Here is an 18,121-nt window from a genome sequence, read left to right as displayed (position 1 = left end):
CGATGTTCGGAAAATTAACACTGGATGCAGTGCCATACCACGAACCCATTATCGTGGTTACGGTCGCCGCTATCATCTTATGTGGTCTGGCGCTGGTTGCTGCGATTACCTACTTTGGTAAGTGGCAGTACCTGTGGTCAGAATGGTTCACCTCCATTGACCACAAAAAACTGGGTATCATGTACATCATCATGGCTTTCGTCATGTTGCTGCGCGGCTTTGCCGATGCGGTAATGATGCGTACTCAACAAGTGATGGCTTCCGCTGGGGAAGCCGGCATACTACCGCCGCACCACTACGACCAGATCTTCACCGCTCACGGCGTGATCATGATCTTCTTCGTGGCGATGCCGTTCGTGGTAGGTCTGATGAACATCGCGGTACCGCTGCAAATCGGTGCTCGTGACGTTGCCTTCCCGTTCCTGAACAACCTGAGCTTCTGGTTTACCGCGATCGGTGTGATCCTGGTGAACATCTCTCTGGGTGTGGGCGAGTTCGCACAGACCGGCTGGTTGGCTTATCCGCCGCTTTCGGGTGCGGAGTACAGTCCTGGCGTCGGGGTCGATTACTGGATCTGGAGTCTCCAGCTGTCCGGTATCGGTACGACACTGACCGGTATCAACTTCTTCGTTACCATTCTGAAGATGCGTGCGCCGGGCATGGACCTGTTCAAAATGCCGGTATTCACCTGGGCATCACTGTGTACTAACGTCCTGATCATCGCTGCGTTCCCGGTACTGACCGTTACGCTGGCACTGTTGACGCTTGACCGTTACCTTGGCTTCCATTTCTTCACCAATGAAATGGGCGGTAACATGATGATGTACGTCAACCTGATTTGGGTCTGGGGTCACCCGGAAGTGTACATCCTGGTTCTGCCTGTGTTTGGTGTCTTCGCTGAAGTCACGGCGACCTTCTCTAAAAAGCGTCTGTTCGGTTACACCTCTCTGGTGTGGGCGACCATCGCGATTACCGTTCTGTCGTTCATTGTTTGGCTGCACCACTTCTTCACCATGGGTGCGGGCGCGAACGTAAACGCCTTCTTCGGTATCATGACGATGATCATCGCTATCCCGACCGGCGTGAAAATCTTCAACTGGCTGTTCACCATGTATCAGGGTCGCGTTGAGTTCCACTCAGCGATGCTGTGGACCATCGGCTTCCTGGTTACCTTCTCTATTGGTGGTATGACAGGTGTTCTGCTGGCGGTTCCAGGTGCGGACTTCATTCTGCACAACAGCCTGTTCCTGATCGCGCACTTCCATAACGTGATTATCGGTGGTGTGGTGTTCGGTTGTATGGCTGGCGTGACCTACTGGTTCCCGAAAGCGTTCGGCTTCACGCTGAATGAAAAATGGGGTATCCGCGCGTTCTGGTTCTGGATCATCGGCTTCTTCGTGGCATTCATGCCGCTGTATGCGCTGGGCTTCATGGGCATGACGCGTCGTATCAGCCAGGATATCGATCCTCAGTTCCACTCACTGCTGGTGGTTGCAGCAGGCGGTGCGGCGCTGATCGCTTGCGGTATCCTGTGCCAGGTTACCCAGTTCTACGTTTCTGTGCGTGACCGCGACCAGAACCGTGATCTGACCGGTGACCCGTGGGGTGGACGTACGCTGGAGTGGGCAACCTCTTCACCGCCGCCGTTCTACAACTTTGCTGTTATCCCGCATATCCATGAGCGCGATGCGTTCTGGGAAATGAAAGAGAAAGGCGAAGCGTACAAGCAGCCAGAAAAATATGAAGAAATTCATATGCCGAAAAACAGTGGCGCAGCTGTTGTTATCGCGGCTCTGATGACTGTATTCGGTTTCGCCATGATCTGGCATATCTGGTGGCTGGCTGGCCTCACCTTCGTGGGCACCATCATCACCTGGATTGTGAAGAGCTTCGATGAAGACGTGGATTACTACGTACCGGTTGCTGAAGTCGAGCAGATCGAGAAGAAGCACTTTGACGAAATCAGCAAAGCAGGTCTGAAATAATGTCAATTGAAACTGCAAAACACCACCACGACGCCCATGCGGAGCATGGGCATCACGATGCAGGAGCCAATAAAGTCTTTGGCTTCTGGATCTACCTGATGAGTGACTGCATTATCTTCGCAACCCTGTTTGCGACCTATGCAGTTATGGTCAATAACACTGCCGGTGGCCCGGCAGGTAAAGACATCTTCGAACTGCCGTTCGTTCTGGTCGAAACCGCGCTGCTGCTGCTCAGCTCCATTACCTATGGTATGGCAGTGATTGCGATGAACAACCAGAACAAGGGCTCGGTCATCAGCTGGTTAGCGTTGACCTTCCTGTTCGGTGCTGGCTTTATCGGCATGGAAATCTATGAATTCCATCACCTGATCAAAGAAGGCTTCGGTCCTGATCGCAGCGGCTTCCTGTCAGCGTTCTTTACGCTGGTCGGCACGCACGGTCTGCACGTGACCTCTGGCCTGATCTGGATGGCAGTGATGATGTTCCAGATTTCTAAACGTGGTCTGACTGCAACCAACCGCACCCGTATCATGTGCCTGAGCTTGTTCTGGCACTTCCTGGATGTGGTTTGGATCTGCGTATTCACCGTTGTCTACCTGATGGGAGCCATGTAATGAGTCATTCTGTTAACGAACATGGCGCTTCTCACGGTAGCGTGAAGTCTTACATGATCGGCTTCGTCCTCTCTATCATCCTGACCGGTATTCCGTTCTGGATGGTCATGGATGGCGGCGCTTCACACGGCACTATTCTGGGTGTGGTTCTGGTGTGTGCGGTAGTTCAGGTGCTGGTTCACCTGGTCTACTTCCTGCACTTAGACAGCAAATCAGAAGGTGGCTGGAACATGGTGGCCATTGTCTTCTCAGCACTCATCATCTTGATTGTTGTCGTAGGCTCACTGTGGATTATGTGGAACCTCAACTACAACATGATGGCCCACTAAAGAGTCGCGTAATGATTAAGCAATACCTGCAAGTAACAAAACCAGGAATTATTTTCGGCAATTTAATTTCTGTGATCGGTGGATTCCTGCTGGCTTCGAAAGGCAGCATTGATTACACCCTGTTTCTCGCCTCGCTGGTTGGCGTATCGCTGGTTGTCGCATCAGGTTGTGTTTTCAACAACGTGATTGACCGCGATATCGACATCAAAATGGAGAGAACGCGGAACCGTGTTCTGGTCAAAGGCCTGATCTCGGCGAAAGTAAGCCTGGTTTATGCAACCGCATTGGGTATTGCTGGCTTTGCGTTGCTGTATTTCGGCGCTAATCCGCTGGCCATGTGGCTGGCGGTGATGGGCTTCGTGGTTTACGTAGGCGTTTATAGCCTCTATATGAAGCGTAACTCTGTCTACGGCACGCTGATTGGTAGTCTCTCTGGCGCTGCGCCGCCGGTGATTGGCTACTGCGCAGTAACCAACCAGTTTGATGCTGGCGCGTTGATTTTACTGGCTATCTTTAGCCTGTGGCAGATGCCGCACTCCTATGCGATTGCCATCTTCCGCTTTAAAGATTACCAGGCTGCCAACATCCCGGTTCTGCCAGTGGTGAAAGGCATCTCGGTGGCAAAAAATCATATTACGCTATATATCCTGGCGTTCATGATTGCCACGCTGATGCTGACCCTTGGCGGTTACGCGGGCTACAAATATCTGGTGGTGGCTGCGGCCGTTAGCGTGTGGTGGCTCGGCATGGCGCTTTCAGGTTACAAAACCTCAAACGATAAAGTTTGGGCGCGTAAACTGTTTGTGTTCTCGATTGTCGCTATCACCGCTCTGAGCGTGATGATGTCCGTTGATTTCATGACGCCAGCGTCGAAAGATTTACTGACTTACGTCTGGTAATTCAGCTCCGCAAAACCAGAAAGGGCGCGAATTTCGCGCCCTTTCTTTTTGTTACCACTGCTTAAGAACAAATGTTTTACCCGCCCTGCCCTGCTGCCTAAAATGGGCGCAGTATAATTTTGAGGTAAACATGAACGACAATAAAATGACGCCAGTAGAGCTTCGTGCTACATGGGGTTTAGGTACCGTTTTTTCCCTGCGCATGCTGGGAATGTTTATGGTCTTGCCGGTACTCACCACGTACGGCATGGCGTTACAGGGCGCCAGTGAAACACTGATTGGGTTCGCAATCGGTATCTATGGTTTGGCACAAGCCATCTTCCAGATTCCTTTTGGTCTGCTCTCCGATCGCGTCGGCCGAAAGCCGCTGATCGTTGGCGGGCTGCTGCTGTTCGTTTTCGGCAGCGTTATCGCCGCCACCTCCGACACCATTTGGGGCGTGATTTTAGGCCGCGCGTTACAAGGCTCCGGCGCGATTGCCGCCGCGGTAATGGCGTTGCTGTCAGATTTAACCCGTGAACAAAACCGCACCAAGGCGATGGCGTTTATCGGCATCAGCTTTGGCGTCACTTTTGCTATTGCGATGGTAGTTGGCCCGATTGTCACCCACGCACTCGGCTTGCACGCGCTGTTCTGGATGATCGCCATCCTCGCGACGCTGGGCATCGTCATCACCTTATTAGTGGTGCCGAACGCACCAAACCACGTATTGAACCGCGAATCCGGCATGGTGAAAGGCAGTATCCGCGCGGTGTTGACCAATCCAAAACTGTTAAAACTGAATATCGGCATTCTCTGCCTGCACATTCTGCTGATGTCGAGCTTCGTGGCGCTGCCGGGACAGTTTGAACAAGCCGGTTTACCGGCGGCCGAGCACTGGAAAGTCTATCTGGTGACGATGTTGGTGGCCTTTGTTGCCGTGGTGCCTTTCATTATCTATGCCGAAGTGAAGCGCCGCATGAAGCGCGTGTTTGTCGGCTGCGTGGCGATCATCATCATTGCAGAAATCGTATTGTGGGGCGCGGCAGGCCACTTCTGGACGCTGGTGATTGGCGTGCAGCTGTTCTTCCTCGCCTTCAACCTGATGGAAGCGATTCTGCCATCACTGATCAGCAAAGAGTCGCCGCCGGGCTACAAAGGCACCGCGATGGGCATCTACTCCACCAGCCAGTTCATTGGTGTGGCGATTGGCGGCAGCATGGGCGGATGGATCTATGGTCATGTTGATGCTCAAACCGTGTTCCTGGTCGGTGCGATTGTCGCGGCTGCCTGGCTGTTTGTGGCGATGTCGATGCAGGAACCGCCTTACGTCAGCAGCCTGCGCATTATGCTCAGCGATGCGGTGCTGGCGGTGCCGAATCTGGAGAAGCGTTTGAAAGCGCAGCCCGGCGTGGCGTCGGTGTTTATCGTGCCAGAAGAGAAAAGTGCTTACATCAAAATCGACAGTAAAGTGACGAGCCGCGTCGAACTCGAAGCGCTGCTCGCCAGCTGCTAAATGACCAGCCCGACCATCGCGTCGGGCTTTTTGTTACAGCGACATATCCACCACGATGCGCCCTTCAATCTTGCCAGCGTGCATCCGCGCGAAGATATCGTTGATGTTAGTCAGCGGTTCTACCGCTACGGTGGCTTTCACCTTGTGACGACCGGCGAAATCCAGCGCTTCCTGCAGATCTTTGCGCGTCCCGACGATGGAACCGCGCACCGTAATGCCGTCCAACACCATATCGAAAATCGACAGATCGAATTTGCCCGGCGGCAAACCGTTCAGCACCATGGTGCCGCCACGACGCAGCGTACCAATCGCCTGTTCGAACGCTTTCGGTGAAACTGCCGTGACCAGCACGCCATGCGCACCGCCAAAACTCTCCTGGAACACCTTGGCCGGATCGACATTTTTCGCGTTCGCCACCACACTGGCACCGAGACGTTTAGCGAACGCCAGTTTCTCATCATCAATATCCACCGCCGCCACGTTCAGACCCATGGCAACCGCGTACTGCACCGCCATATGCCCTAAACCGCCAATACCGGAAATCACCACCCAATCGCCGGGTTTGGTGTCGGTCATTTTCAGCCCTTTATACACGGTGACGCCGGCACAGAGGATTGGCGCGATTTCGTTGTAATCGACGTTATCCGGAATGATGCCGACATAGTTGGCATCGGCGAGGCAGTATTCCGCGAAGCTGCCATTCACTGAGTAACCGGCATTTTGCTGCGACAGACACAGCGTTTCCCAGCTATCGAGACAGTGTTCGCAGTGACCGCACGCCGAATAGAGCCATGGCACACCGACGCGATCGCCCATTTTCAGGTGCTTAACGCCCTCGCCGAGCGCCACAACCTGGCCTACACCTTCGTGGCCCGGAATAAACGGCGGATTGGGTTTAATCGGCCAGTCGCCTTCGGCCGCGTGAAGATCGGTATGGCACACGCCGGTAGCCGCAATTTTCACTAAAATCTGCCCCGGCCCGACCTGCGGCACCGGCACCTGCTCAATCACTAACGGTTCACCAAAAGCCTTCACAACAGCGGCTTTCATGGTGGTTTTGATTTGCATATTCATCTTTCACTCTCCATTTGATCGGATGCGGACTTAGAACAGGCCCAAAGGCGCGGTGCCATAGCTAACCAGCAGATTTTTGGTTTGTTGATAGGCGCTGAGCGCCATCTTGTGCGTCTCACGGCCTACACCCGACTGCTTGTAGCCGCCGAATGCCGCGTGAGCGGGATAGATGTGATAACAGTTGGTCCAGACGCGCCCGGCTTTGATGCCGCGTCCCATGCGATAAGCCAGATTGGTATCGCGCGTCCACACGCCCGCACCAAGACCGAACTGGGTTTCGTTGGCGATGGCGAGCGCTTCTGCCTCATCCTTAAAGGTGGTAACACCAATCACCGGCCCAAAAATCTCCTCCTGGAAACAGCGCATCTGGTTGGTTCCTTTGATTAAGGTCGGCTGAATGTAGAATCCATCATTCAGCTCGGTGGCCATGCTGGCGCGATCGCCACCGGTGAGAATTTGCCCGCCTTCGTCGCGTGCGATGTTGATATACGACAGGATTTTATCGAATTGCTGGCGTGAAGCCTGTGCACCAATCATGGTGTCGCTATCGAGCGGATCGCCGCGACGGATGTTCGCCACCTTGGCCATCACGCGATCCATAAAGGGTTGATAGATCGATTCATGAATCAAGGCGCGCGATGGACAGGTACAGACTTCCCCCTGATTGAAGAAACCGAGTACTAACCCTTCCACCGCCTTCTCAATAAACTCGTCCTCACCATCCATCACATCAGCGAAGTAGATATTCGGCGACTTGCCGCCCAGCTCGACGGTGCAGGGAATGATGTTTTCAGCAGCGCAGGCCATAATGTGGCGCCCCACCGGCGTTGAACCGGTGAAGGCGATTTTGGCGATGCGTTTGCTGGTCGCCAGCGCTTCACCCGCTTCACGACCAAAGCCCTGCACCACATTCAACACGCCAGCCGGGAACAGATCGCCAATCACCTCCATCAGCAGCGTAATACCGAGCGGCGTCTGTTCCGCCGGTTTCAGCACGACACAGTTGCCCGCCGCCAGCGCTGGCGCCAGTTTCCACGCCGCCATTAACAGCGGGAAGTTCCACGGAATGATTTGCCCAACCACGCCGAGCGGTTCATGAAAGTGATATGCCACGGTGGTTTCATCGATCTCCGCGGTGCTGCCCTCTTGCGCACGCAGGCAACCGGCGAAGTAACGGAAGTGATCCACCGCCAGCGGAAGATCGGCGTTCAGGGTTTCGCGAATCGGTTTACCGTTATCCCAGCTCTCCGCTACCGCCAGTTTTTCGAGATTGGCCTCAATGCGATCCGCCACCTGCAACAGGATGTTGGCGCGATGCTGCACGCTGGTTTTTCCCCAGGCATCGGCCGCCTGATGCGCCGCATCCAACGCTAAATCGATATCGCGCGCATCCGAACGCGGGAACTGCGCGATATCGCTGCCATTCACTGGCGAGGTGTTAGTGAAGTATTGGCCGCTGAGCGGCTCGACGAATTTGCCCGCAATGTAGTTGCCGTAAATCGCCTGGAATGAAACCAAAGCGCCGGGCGTACCGGGATGTGCATAACGCATCGCAAACTCCTTTATGTAGGGTCAGATATTCTGAAGGCTCAGTCGCCTTCCAGAAAACGTGCTGTCAGAGGAGCTATTGCAGCGGGCGTGCCAGCTTTTTTCATCAGACGATATTTCATTAAAAAACCAATATCATCATTAAGTTAAAAAACTCTGCACGGCATGACCTGCGCATGTTGTGCAGAAAAGTTCACCATCTGTGTTGCGTATCGCAACAGTACAGAAACCGACCCGCTACAATGTCGCAACACTTTCGCTTGGGCATGAGGTCATCAATGCAGGGACATCCATCCGCGTCTGCCGTTAACGCCAATCCGCTATTGAGCGACTCCTGGTTCCGTAGCCAGCTGTATGGCCTCGATCGCACCGCCGATGATTTTCCGCGTGTTCGCCAGGGTGAACTGGCCGATGTACTCGCCAGCAATGCCGGGCTGCAGCAGTTCGCTCAGCCGGTGATCAAACAGCTGGCGCAGAAACTCGCCGAGAAGCAATCGGTGGTGATTCTGTCGGATGCCACCGGTCTGGTGCTCAATACCTTTGGCGATATGCCCTCGCTGGAAAAAGCCCAACGTTATGCGCTGGCGCCGGGTAATTTATGGAGTGAATGCGGGCGTGGCACCAATGCGATTGGCACCGCGCTGGCGATTGATGATGGCTGCGAGATTCAAGGTCATCAGCACTTCCTGACGCTCAATCAAGGTTTGTACTGTGCGGCGATGCCGCTGCAAATGCCCAACGGTCAGATTGCTGGCGTGCTGGATATTTCCGGCCCGGCGCACTTCCCGCATCCGCAGACCTTTAGCTGGGTGAAAGCTGCGGCGAAACAGATCGAATATTTGTGGGTGAAGCAGAGCCTGCACCCGCAGCAATGGTTGATGAGCCTGCATCTGCAGCCGCAGGGTATTGATACCAGCGATGAACTGCTGCTGGTGTTCTCGGATAACGTCCTGACCGCCGCCAATCGTCTGGCGATGCGCGAACTGGCGCTGAGCGTCGGGCAACTCGGCAGCGTGACCTTTCAACAACTGTTTCCGCAACAGCAGCAGCACGCCAACAGCATTCCCGCTCCGCTCGATTACGCTACGCAGCGCTACTATTTTCGCCTGCGAGCACCGCAGCGCAGCCATTTTGCCACGCCGAGCGAACCCGCCAGCGAGCTGCCTTTCTCGCTGGGGCGCGATGGCGAGAAGATGGTGCGACTGCTCAATGCCGGCGTTTCACTGTGCATTCACGGCGAAACCGGCAGCGGCAAAGAGTATGTCAGCCGCGCACTGCATCAGCAAAGCCGCTGGCGCGAAGGCAAATTCGTTGCCATTAACTGCGCGGCCATCCCCGAAGCGCTGATTGAATCTGAGCTGTTTGGCTATCAACCCGGCGCGTTCACCGGCGCGAGCAAGAATGGTTACATCGGCAAAATCCGTGAAGCGGATGGCGGCGTGCTGTTCCTTGATGAAATTGGCGATATGCCGCTGGCACTACAAACCCGCTTGCTACGCGTGTTGCAGGAGAAAGAGGTGGCGCCGCTCGGATCCAGCCGCAGCTGGCCGGTGAATTTCGCGGTGATCAGCGCCACGCACCGCGATTTGGCACAGCGCGTGGCCGAAGGCGAATTCCGCGAAGATTTGCTCTATCGCCTGCAGGAATTCTCGATGACCATTCCGCCGCTGCGCGCCTGGCCGGATGTGGAAGGTTTTATCCGTCGATTATGGCTGGAGCTGGGCGGCGCGGATCGCGATATTCAGCTCTCACCTGCGCTGTTGACGGCTCTGGCGCAGCTGCCGTGGCCGGGTAACGTGCGGCAATTGCGCAGCTTGTTACGCGTGCTGTTGGCACTGGCGGATGAAGGTGAAGAAGTGACAGAGGTCCATTTACCGGCAGAGTATCGGCGTGCGGCGGTGCAGCCACAGTCCGATCGGCAGAGTCATGATAGGCGGTTGATCAGCGAAACGCTGCAGCGCTTCAATGGTAATATCAGTAAAACGGCGGAAGCCTTAGGCGTCGCGCGCAGCACGCTTTATCGTCGTGCGGCGCGCGACAAACGCGATTAGTCGCGGAAGTTTTTGAACTGGAAAGGCTGACCGAGGTTGCCACCGCGCACCAGCGCCATCGCACCTTGCAGGTCGTCGCGTGACTTACCGGTTACGCGCAGTTCTTCACCCTGAATCTGCGTCTGCACTTTCAGCTTGCTGTCTTTAATCAGCTTCACCAGCTTTTTCGCGATATCGCTTTCGATACCTTTCTTCAGCTTGGCTTCCACCGACCAGCTTTTACCGCTGTGCACGATCTCTTCTGGCACTTCAATCGCTGCGCCTTCAATGCCACGCTTCAGCAGCTTTTCGCGCAGAATATCCACCAGCTGCTTGACCTGGAAATCAGATTCGCTGCTGAGTTTGATGGTCTCGTTCTTTTCGTTGAGCTCAATGGTTGCACTCACGTTACGGAAATCGAAACGAGTTGAGATCTCGCGGTTCGCATTCTCCACGGCATTTCGCACTTCCGACAATTCGACTTCGGAAACGATATCGAAAGATGGCATCTTTTCTTCTCCTGATACTAAAGTGACATGCATAATACGCGTCTTGTGGCGCTAATAAAACACGATACGCGGAAAGCTATACTTACCCGTAACGTGAAAACAGGAACCCGCCCACGGGAGGCAAAATGAAAATTACCGTGTTGGGGTGTGGCGCCTTAGGTCAAATTTGGCTCGCCGCTCTCGCCCGTCAGGGACATGAGGTGCAGGGCTGGTTACGTGTACCGCAGCCCTATTGCTCAGCCAACGTAGTCGATCCGCAAGGCGAGGTGAGCAATCACACCTTTATTGCCAACGATCCGCTGTTCCTCGCCGAAAGCCAGCTGTTACTGGTGACGCTCAAAGCGCCCCAGGTTTCACCTGCGGTGAAAAATCTGCAAAGCGTGCTGCCGACGCACGCGCCAATTCTGCTGCTGCATAACGGCATGGGAACGTTGGAAGAGCTGAAAGATTTGCGTCAGCCGCTGTTGCGCGGCATCACCACGCACGCGGCAATGCGCGACGGCACGGTGATTAAGCATATTGCGCACGGCATCACCCATATCGGCCCTGCTAATCGTGAGAGCGCCGCACTCAGCGATATCGCTGATATTCTGCATCAGGCGCTGCCGGATGTGGCCTGGCATGACAATATCGCCGCCGCCAGCTGGCGCAAGCTGGCAATCAACTGCGTGATCAATCCGATGACCGTCGAGCACGATTGCCAAAACGGGGCGCTGCGCGCCTGGCCGGAACAAGTCGCGCTGCTGTGCGAAGAGATCGCCTGGGTGATGGAGCGCGAAGGCCAGCACATGGCGGTGGATAATCTGCGCGACATCATTTACGACGTGATCGATAGCACCGCCGCCAATACCTCATCAATGTTGCAGGATGTGCGCGCGCAGCGTCTGACCGAAATTGATTACATCACCGGCTACCTGTTGCGTCGCGCCCGCGCGCAGGGCATTTCACTGCCGGAAAACACCCGTTTGTACGATCTGATTAAACGTAAGGAGTCCCACTATGAGCGCGAACGCATCGGTTCTGGTTTGCCTGGCACATGGAAGTGAAGAGACCGAAGCGGTCACCACTATCGATTTGCTGGTACGCGGCGGATTAAGCGTCACCACCGCCAGCGTGGAGAGCGATGGCACGCGTGAGATCGTCTGTTCGCGCGGCGTGCGGCTGCTGGCGGATGCGCCTTTGGTTGAGGTGGCGGATAACGACTACGATGCGATTGTGCTGCCCGGCGGTTTAAAAGGCGCGCAAACCTTCCGCGACAGCCCGCTGCTGGTGGAAACCGTGCGCCAGTTCCATCTCTCCAGCAAGATTGTGGCGGCGATTTGTGCCGCGCCGGGCACGGTTTTGGTCGCGCACGATCTGTTTCCGGTCGGCAATATGACCGGTTTTCCCGGCCTGCGTGACACCATTCCCGACAGCAAATGGATGGAGCGCCGCGTGGTGTGGGATCCGCGCGTTAATCTGCTGACCAGCCAGGGACCGGGCACCGCAATGGATTTTGCGTTGAAGCTGATTGATTTGCTGGTGAATAAAGAGACCGCGCGTGAAGTGGCTTCACAGCTGGTGCTGGCGGCAGGGATTTATAATTATCAGGAGTTTGAAGAGCGGTAACGTTGTTACAACAGACTGCACATGATTGTAGCGGCGCGATTAATTGCGCATTTCACTGCAACACTGATGCCGCATGAAATACTCGTGATTCATCGCACCGCTACGGTTTATCGCTTAAGGACGATAAACCTTCACGTTTTTGAAGCCCTGCTCATGCAGATAGAGCGCCTGCAGGCGACTCATCACACCGCGATCGCAATACAGCAGCCAGGTTTTACTCTGGTCCAGATCGCCAAACTGGGTGCTGAGTTTGTAGAACGCCAGAGTTTTCACTTCAACGCCTTCGACGATCAGCGGATTCGCCTCTTGCTCATCGGCCGAACGGATATCCAGCACCACGTCGTTGCTGATGAAGGAGTCAACGGTTTCAACTTCCACCACTTCTTCTTCCGTCTGCTCGGCGATTTCACGGATATCGACGTTGCTGGCTTCCTGCACCACGCGATGAAGGATCTCGAAATCGAAGTTTTGCTCTTCCGCTTCGATCTTGCCCTTCACCGCTTTAACGGTTGGGCTTTTCGAAATCACGCCGCAATATTCTGGCATGGTGCGGGCAAAATCTTCGGTGCCGATCTTACGCGCCACATCAATGATGTGCTCTTTGTCATGGGAGATCAGCGGACGCAGAATCAGCGTATCGGAGGCGTTATCGATCAAACGCAGGTTGGTCAGCGTCTGGCTGGAAACCTGGCCCAGCGCTTCGCCGGTCACCAGCGCCTGCACGCCGTAACGTTCCGCCACCATTGACGCCGCACGCACCATCATACGCTTCAGCACCACGCCCATTTGGCCGTCGTCCACTTTCTCAAGAATCTCACCGACTACCGGCTCGAAGTTGATCGCTACGAAACGTACGCGGTGTGAGCGACCAAAGCGCTGCCACAGGTAGTGTGCAACCTGGCGCACGCCAATCTCGTGTGCCGCACCGCCAAGGTTGAAGAAGCAGTAATGCACGCGGCAGCCGCGACGCATCAGCATGTAGCTCGAGACGCCAGAATCGAAACCACCGGAAATCAGTGACAGAACATCTTCCTGGGTACCAATCGGGAATCCGCCTAAGCCTTCATAGCGTGCGGTGATCAGCAACAGGCGATCGTCGTCGATCTCCAGATTCACCGTTTCTTCCGGGCGATTGAGCTGCACGCGCGCGCTGGCGATGTGTTGATTAAGGCCGCCGCCAACGTAGCGTTCCACGTCCTGCGAGCTGAAGCTGTGCTTGCCGCGACGCTTGACGCGCACGCAGAAGCTTTTGCCTTCCAGACGCTCGCGGTTGAGCACCAGCGTCTGCTCGAAGATGTCGTGCATATCGGTGTAGGCGCGATCTTCCACCGCCAGCACATGGTGAATGCCCGGAATGCGCGTCAGTTCGGTGACAAGGGTCTCGCGCAGCGACTCATTCTTAGAACGCACTTCAATGTGGTCCCAATGGCGCACGACTTTAATCTCTTCATCCACGGTGCGCAGAATATTACGAATGCTACTGGAGAGAATTTTGATAAAGCGCAGACGTACCGACTGACTTTTGATGGTGATTTCTGGAAACAGCTTGACGATAAACTTCATGGCGACAGGGGTTCGTTTGGACAAATAAGTGCTAAAAGCATCGGCACTTAACTGTTAAAATCATATAATTGCGGGTTAATTCAGGAGCCCCCGCATCCGAGGCGCAAAAGTATATCACCTTTGCCGGGTGACTGCTTTAAGCAACCTTCATCACATTCATTATTTTGCTAATTAATCCTCGTCAGCTACCATGACCGATTGCAAGATGATCTCCTAACCTGTGAGTCGACACTGATTATGCCGAAAAAAGCCGAAGCGCCTGCCAGTTTTGAAAGCGCATTAGAGCAGCTGGAACAGATTGTCAGCCGCCTGGAAAGTGGCGAGCTGCCGTTAGAGCAGGCGCTGAACGAATTTGAACGCGGCGTACAATTGGCACGTACCGGTCAGCAAACCCTGCAGCAGGCAGAGCAGCGTGTGCAAATTCTGCTTAGCGATGAGAAAGATGCCGCCCTCGCCCCTTTTACCCCGGAAAATGAGTAATGGATTTCGCTAAACTGCTGAGCGCTTACCATCAACGCGTTAATCAGGCATTGACGCGCTTAATAGATCCACTTCCTTTTCAGAGTTCTCCTCTGGTGAATGCCATGGAGTATGGGGCATTATTAGGCGGTAAGCGTCTGCGTCCCTTTCTGGTGTACGCAACAGGCGAAATGCTGAAGGCCGATGCCGTCAGCCTCGATGTGCCGGCTGCGGCCGTGGAATGCATCCATGCTTATTCCCTGATTCATGACGATCTGCCGGCGATGGACGACGATGCGTTACGCCGCGGGCAGCCAACCTGCCATATTAAATATGGTGAAGACACGGCGATTCTCGCCGGCGATGCTCTGCAAACTTTGGCCTTTTCGATTCTGGCCGATCAGCCGATGCCCGGCGTCAGCGCCGACGCGCGTATTGCGATGATTTCCGAACTGGCGCAGGCCAGCGGCGTGGCAGGCATGTGCGGCGGTCAGGCACTGGATTTGGCGGCGGAAGGCAAAAGCATCGATCTGGCGCAGCTGGAACAGATTCACCGCCATAAAACCGGCGCGTTAATTCGCGCCGCGGTACGTCTTGGCGCATTAGCCGCCGGCGATCGTGGTCGCGCCGCGATGCCGCTACTGGATACCTACGCCAATGCCATCGGACTGGCGTTTCAGGTGCAGGATGACATCCTTGATGTGGTCGGCGATACCGCCGTGTTAGGAAAAACACAGGGCGCGGATCAGGCATTGGGTAAAAGCACCTATCCTTCATTGATGGGGCTGGAAAATGCCCGCAGTAAAGCCTGGGATCTTTATCAAGAGGCGCTCGGCGCGCTCGATATTCTGGCGGCACAGTCTTACAACACACTCGCCTTACAAGCGCTGGCAAGCTTCATAATTGAACGCGATAAATAACTTTCATAATGAGTCTCTGATGAGTTTTGATATTGCAAAATACCCGACACTGGCGTTAGCCAACACGGTTCAGGAATTACGTTTATTACCGAAAGAAAAACTTCCGGAGCTGTGTGACGAACTGCGTCAGTATCTGCTGGATAGCGTGAGCCGATCTTCCGGCCACTTTGCATCGGGTCTGGGCGTCGTCGAGCTAACAGTGGCGCTGCATTATGTTTATAACACCCCCTTTGATCATCTGGTGTGGGACGTAGGCCATCAGGCCTATCCGCATAAAATCCTGACCGGACGCCGCGATCGTATCGGCACCATCCGCCAGAAAAATGGCCTGCATCCGTTCCCGTGGCGCGGTGAGAGTGAGTACGACGTGCTGAGCGTAGGTCACTCCTCCACCTCGATCAGCGCCGGGCTTGGCATGGCGGTTGCCGCCGAACGTGAAGGCAAAGGCCGCCGCACCGCCTGTATTATTGGCGATGGCGCGATCACCGCCGGCATGGCGTTTGAAGCCATGAACCACGCCGGTGACATCAAGCCGGATATGCTGGTGATCCTCAACGACAACGAGATGTCGATCTCCGAGAACGTGGGCGCACTCAACAATCGTCTGGCACAGATTCTCTCCGGGAAAACCTATTCACGCCTGCGCGAAGGCGGCAAGCGTGTATTGGGCGGTTTGCCGCCGATTAAAGAGCTGGTGAAGCGCACAGAAGAGCATCTGAAAGGCATGGTGGTGCCGGGTACGCTGTTTGAAGAGCTGGGCTTTAACTACATCGGCCCGGTAGATGGTCACGACGTGCTGACGCTGGTGAGCACGCTGAAGAACATGCGCGATCTGAAAGGTCCGCAGTTCCTGCACATCATGACCAAAAAGGGCAAAGGTTATGCCCCGGCGGAAGAAGATCCGATTACCTGGCATGCGGTACCGAAGTTCGATCCCGCCAGCCTGGCGCTGCCGAAAAGCGTGCCGGGCTTACCAAGCTACTCGAAGATTTTCGGCAACTGGCTGAGCGAAATGGCGGCTGACGATCCGCGCCTGATGGCGGTCACGCCAGCGATGCGCGAAGGCTCGGGCATGGTGAGCTACTCACGCGACTATCCGCAGCAATATTTTGATGTGGCGATTGCCGAGCAGCACGCGGTAACGTTCGCGGCGGGTATGGCGATTGGTGGTTACAAACCGGTTGTGGCGATCTACTCGACCTTCCTGCAGCGCGCCTACGATCAGCTGATCCACGATGTCGCCATTCAGAAATTGCCGGTGCTGTTTGCTATCGATCGCGGCGGCATTGTCGGCGCGGATGGTCAAACTCATCAGGGCGCATTTGATATCGCGTTCTTACGCTGCGTGCCAGAGATGGTGATCATGACGCCAAGCGATGAAAACGAATGTCGTCTGATGCTTTATACCGGATATCACTATCAGGATGGCCCAAGTGCGGTGCGTTACCCGCGCGGTACCGGCACCGGCGCAACGCTGGAACCGCTGGCGAGCTTGCCGCTGGGCAAAGGTATAGTGAAGCGTCGCGGCAAAAAGCTGGCGATCCTTAACTTCGGTACTTTGCTGCCAGAAGCCGCTGCCGCTGCGGAAGCGCTGAATGCCACGCTGGTGGATATGCGTTTTGTGAAGCCACTCGATGAAGCACTGATTGCCGAGCTGGCGGCCAGCCACGATTCGCTGGTTACGCTGGAAGAAGGCGCCATCAAAGGCGGCGCCGGCAGCGGCGTCAATGAGTACGTGATGGCAAAACGCCTGCGCGTGCCGGTGCTCAACCTCGGCCTGCCGGATGAGTTCATCCCGCAAGGTACGCAGGAAGAAGTACGTCAGGATTATCAGCTGGATGCCGCCGGTATTCAGCAGCAAATCACTGACTGGCTCGCCCAGTAATCTACCCTACTCGCTCACCGCCCGGTGAGCGAGCCTGCTGCTATGCTTAGGGAACGATTTCCCTCAAGCATAAGAGCAGGAGCCCAAATAGATGAAAACCATTCCCCTAGGCCAAACCGACTTACAGGTTTCACGTCTCTGTTTAGGCTGCATGACTTACGGCGATCCCACGCGCGGCAATCACGCGTGGACGCTGCCTGAAGAGAGCAGCCGACCGTTGATCAAGCAGGCGCTGGAAGCCGGCATCAACTTCTTCGATACCGCTAACAGCTATTCCGATGGCAGCAGCGAAGAGATTGTGGGCCGGGCGCTGAAAGATTTTGCCCGCCGCGATCAGGTTGTGGTCGCCACCAAGGTCTATTTCCCGCTGAGTAATCTGTCACAAGGCTTGTCGCGTCAGAATATCCTGCAATCGATTGATGACAGCCTGACGCGCCTTGGTATGGAATATGTCGATCTGCTGCAGATTCACCGCTGGGATTACGCCACGCCGATTGAAGAGACGCTGGAAGCGCTGCATGAAGTGGTGAAATCCGGCAAGGCGCGTTACATCGGCGCATCATCAATGCACGCATCGCAGTTTGCTCAGGCGCTGGAACTGCAAAAGCAAAATAACTGGGCGCGCTTTGTCAGCATGCAGGATCAGTACAACCTGATTCAGCGTGAGGAAGAGAATGACATGCATCCGCTGTGTCAGCGCGAAGGGATCGCGGTGCTGCCGTGGAGCCCGCTGGCGCGCGGTAAACTCACGCGTCCATGGGGCGAAACCACCGCACGTTCGGTATCGGATAATGTGATGGAGAAGCTGTATACCGGCACCGAAGAGAACGATGCGGCAATTGCAGAGCGTCTGGCTAACGTAGCCGCCGACAAAGGCGTGACGCGCGCGCAGGTGGCGCTGGCGTGGCTATTACATAAACCGGCGGTCACCGCGCCGATCATTGGCGCTTCGCGCGAGCAACAGTTCGCCGAGTTGGTGAAAGCGGTGGATGTTGAATTAAGTGAGAATGAGATTGCCGAGCTGGAAACGGTATATCAACCGCACCCGGTGGTGGGGTTTGAGTAAGGTAGACTATTCCCCTCACCCCAACCCTCTCCCGCAAGCGGGCGAGGGAGCGAAACGTGCAGTACCCACCTAATTGTCCCCTCTCCCACTTGTTGGAGCAGAACGAGCAGTCCCTACCTAATCGTCCCCTCTCCCAC

16 protein-coding genes are annotated in these 18,121 nt (G+C 55.4%); 12 read left to right on the top strand and 4 right to left on the bottom strand.

What is annotated here, in order from left to right:
- Positions 1-2: 2 nt before the first annotated feature.
- The 5 genes from cyoB to AAF463_RS04770 all read left to right on the top strand — a co-directional run bounded on the left by cyoB (position 3) and on the right by AAF463_RS04770 (position 5,322).
- Positions 3-1,985: a cytochrome o ubiquinol oxidase subunit I gene (cyoB, locus tag AAF463_RS04790; RefSeq protein WP_350261611.1), complete on the top strand. Its 1,983-nt coding sequence runs from the start codon at positions 3-5 to the stop codon at positions 1,983-1,985.
- A complete protein-coding gene (locus AAF463_RS04785; protein ID WP_192414027.1) occupies positions 1,985-2,599 on the top strand; it encodes a cytochrome o ubiquinol oxidase subunit III in 615 nt (204 codons plus the stop codon). The genes cyoB and AAF463_RS04785 overlap by 1 nt, the downstream gene beginning before the upstream one ends.
- A complete protein-coding gene (locus AAF463_RS04780) occupies positions 2,599-2,928 on the top strand; it encodes a cytochrome o ubiquinol oxidase subunit IV (RefSeq protein ID WP_007886986.1) in 330 nt (109 codons plus the stop codon). Before AAF463_RS04785 ends, AAF463_RS04780 begins: the two co-directional genes overlap by 1 nt.
- Before the next feature lie 11 nt (positions 2,929-2,939).
- Complete coding sequence (gene cyoE / locus AAF463_RS04775) at positions 2,940-3,827, top strand: heme o synthase (protein ID WP_008103945.1); 888 nt, start codon at positions 2,940-2,942, stop codon at positions 3,825-3,827.
- Between the two features lie 130 nt (positions 3,828-3,957).
- Positions 3,958-5,322 carry an MFS transporter gene (locus AAF463_RS04770; RefSeq protein ID WP_192236709.1) on the top strand — a complete coding sequence of 455 codons (1,365 nt, stop codon included), beginning with the start codon at positions 3,958-3,960 and terminating at the stop codon, positions 5,320-5,322.
- Between the two features lie 33 nt (positions 5,323-5,355).
- Here the strand turns inward: AAF463_RS04770 and adhP are convergent, their stop codons facing one another.
- The gene (adhP, locus tag AAF463_RS04765) at positions 5,356-6,390 is read right to left on the bottom strand and encodes an alcohol dehydrogenase AdhP (RefSeq protein ID WP_192236781.1); all 1,035 of its coding nucleotides are present in this window, start codon (positions 6,388-6,390) and stop codon (positions 5,356-5,358) included.
- Positions 6,391-6,426: 36 nt separating this feature from the next.
- Entirely contained in the window at positions 6,427-7,947 is a 1,521-nt protein-coding gene (locus AAF463_RS04760; protein ID WP_110867746.1) for an aldehyde dehydrogenase family protein, read from the bottom strand.
- Positions 7,948-8,222: 275 nt separating this feature from the next.
- On the opposite strand from AAF463_RS04760, the gene AAF463_RS04755 reads away from it, so the two are divergent.
- Positions 8,223-9,995, top strand: a complete 1,773-nt coding sequence (locus AAF463_RS04755; protein ID WP_137385268.1) for a sigma-54-dependent Fis family transcriptional regulator — start codon at positions 8,223-8,225, stop codon at positions 9,993-9,995.
- Here AAF463_RS04755 and AAF463_RS04750 read toward each other — a convergent pair.
- Positions 9,992-10,483 carry a YajQ family cyclic di-GMP-binding protein gene (locus AAF463_RS04750; RefSeq protein ID WP_101762432.1) on the bottom strand — a complete coding sequence of 164 codons (492 nt, stop codon included), beginning with the start codon at positions 10,481-10,483 and terminating at the stop codon, positions 9,992-9,994. The two genes, AAF463_RS04755 and AAF463_RS04750, sit on opposite strands and share 4 nt — an antisense overlap.
- Positions 10,484-10,608: 125 nt before the next feature.
- Here AAF463_RS04750 and panE point away from each other — a divergent pair, with 125 nt between their 5' ends.
- Together panE and yajL are read left to right on the top strand one after the other, a co-directional pair.
- Complete coding sequence (gene panE / locus AAF463_RS04745; RefSeq protein WP_192236712.1) at positions 10,609-11,529, top strand: 2-dehydropantoate 2-reductase; 921 nt, start codon at positions 10,609-10,611, stop codon at positions 11,527-11,529.
- Positions 11,483-12,091, top strand: coding sequence for a protein deglycase YajL (gene yajL, locus AAF463_RS04740; RefSeq protein WP_101762434.1), 609 nt, complete (start codon positions 11,483-11,485; stop codon positions 12,089-12,091). The genes panE and yajL overlap by 47 nt, the downstream gene beginning before the upstream one ends.
- A gap of 114 nt (positions 12,092-12,205) precedes the next feature.
- On the opposite strand, the gene thiI is transcribed toward yajL, so the two are convergent.
- Positions 12,206-13,654 carry a tRNA uracil 4-sulfurtransferase ThiI gene (gene thiI, locus AAF463_RS04735; protein ID WP_110867750.1) on the bottom strand — a complete coding sequence of 483 codons (1,449 nt, stop codon included), beginning with the start codon at positions 13,652-13,654 and terminating at the stop codon, positions 12,206-12,208.
- Between the two features lie 237 nt (positions 13,655-13,891).
- Here thiI and xseB point away from each other — a divergent pair, with 237 nt between their 5' ends.
- From xseB to AAF463_RS04715, 4 genes are all read left to right on the top strand, one after another.
- Positions 13,892-14,134 (top strand): exodeoxyribonuclease VII small subunit, encoded by a 243-nt coding sequence (gene xseB, locus AAF463_RS04730; RefSeq protein ID WP_101762436.1) that lies wholly within the window; start codon positions 13,892-13,894, stop codon positions 14,132-14,134.
- Positions 14,134-15,033, top strand: coding sequence for a (2E,6E)-farnesyl diphosphate synthase (gene ispA, locus AAF463_RS04725; protein WP_350261610.1), 900 nt, complete (start codon positions 14,134-14,136; stop codon positions 15,031-15,033). The genes xseB and ispA overlap by 1 nt, the downstream gene beginning before the upstream one ends.
- Before the next feature lie 19 nt (positions 15,034-15,052).
- Positions 15,053-16,918: a 1-deoxy-D-xylulose-5-phosphate synthase gene (dxs, locus tag AAF463_RS04720; protein WP_350261609.1), complete on the top strand. Its 1,866-nt coding sequence runs from the start codon at positions 15,053-15,055 to the stop codon at positions 16,916-16,918.
- A 91-nt stretch (positions 16,919-17,009) separates the two neighbouring features.
- Positions 17,010-17,984 (top strand): aldo/keto reductase, encoded by a 975-nt coding sequence (locus AAF463_RS04715; RefSeq protein ID WP_101762439.1) that lies wholly within the window; start codon positions 17,010-17,012, stop codon positions 17,982-17,984.
- Positions 17,985-18,121: the final 137 nt, after the last annotated feature.

This window comes from Pantoea sp. BJ2 (assembly GCF_040255075.1).
In the GTDB taxonomy this organism is placed as follows: domain Bacteria; phylum Pseudomonadota; class Gammaproteobacteria; order Enterobacterales; family Enterobacteriaceae; genus Pantoea; species Pantoea leporis.
Note: the sequence above shows the minus strand (reverse complement) of the source record. Positions and strands in the feature narration are given on the sequence as shown.

Coding starts and splice junctions, on each gene's coding strand:
- cyoB (WP_350261611.1), top strand. CDS start 3: ATGTTCGGAAAATTAACACTGGATGCAGTGCCATACCACGAACCCATT.
- AAF463_RS04785 (WP_192414027.1), top strand. CDS start 1,985: ATGTCAATTGAAACTGCAAAACACCACCACGACGCCCATGCGGAGCAT.
- AAF463_RS04780 (WP_007886986.1), top strand. CDS start 2,599: ATGAGTCATTCTGTTAACGAACATGGCGCTTCTCACGGTAGCGTGAAG.
- cyoE (WP_008103945.1), top strand. CDS start 2,940: ATGATTAAGCAATACCTGCAAGTAACAAAACCAGGAATTATTTTCGGC.
- AAF463_RS04770 (WP_192236709.1), top strand. CDS start 3,958: ATGAACGACAATAAAATGACGCCAGTAGAGCTTCGTGCTACATGGGGT.
- adhP (WP_192236781.1), bottom strand. CDS start 6,390: ATGCAAATCAAAACCACCATGAAAGCCGCTGTTGTGAAGGCTTTTGGT.
- AAF463_RS04760 (WP_110867746.1), bottom strand. CDS start 7,947: ATGCGTTATGCACATCCCGGTACGCCCGGCGCTTTGGTTTCATTCCAG.
- AAF463_RS04755 (WP_137385268.1), top strand. CDS start 8,223: ATGCAGGGACATCCATCCGCGTCTGCCGTTAACGCCAATCCGCTATTG.
- AAF463_RS04750 (WP_101762432.1), bottom strand. CDS start 10,483: ATGCCATCTTTCGATATCGTTTCCGAAGTCGAATTGTCGGAAGTGCGA.
- panE (WP_192236712.1), top strand. CDS start 10,609: ATGAAAATTACCGTGTTGGGGTGTGGCGCCTTAGGTCAAATTTGGCTC.
- yajL (WP_101762434.1), top strand. CDS start 11,483: ATGAGCGCGAACGCATCGGTTCTGGTTTGCCTGGCACATGGAAGTGAA.
- thiI (WP_110867750.1), bottom strand. CDS start 13,654: ATGAAGTTTATCGTCAAGCTGTTTCCAGAAATCACCATCAAAAGTCAG.
- xseB (WP_101762436.1), top strand. CDS start 13,892: ATGCCGAAAAAAGCCGAAGCGCCTGCCAGTTTTGAAAGCGCATTAGAG.
- ispA (WP_350261610.1), top strand. CDS start 14,134: ATGGATTTCGCTAAACTGCTGAGCGCTTACCATCAACGCGTTAATCAG.
- dxs (WP_350261609.1), top strand. CDS start 15,053: ATGAGTTTTGATATTGCAAAATACCCGACACTGGCGTTAGCCAACACG.
- AAF463_RS04715 (WP_101762439.1), top strand. CDS start 17,010: ATGAAAACCATTCCCCTAGGCCAAACCGACTTACAGGTTTCACGTCTC.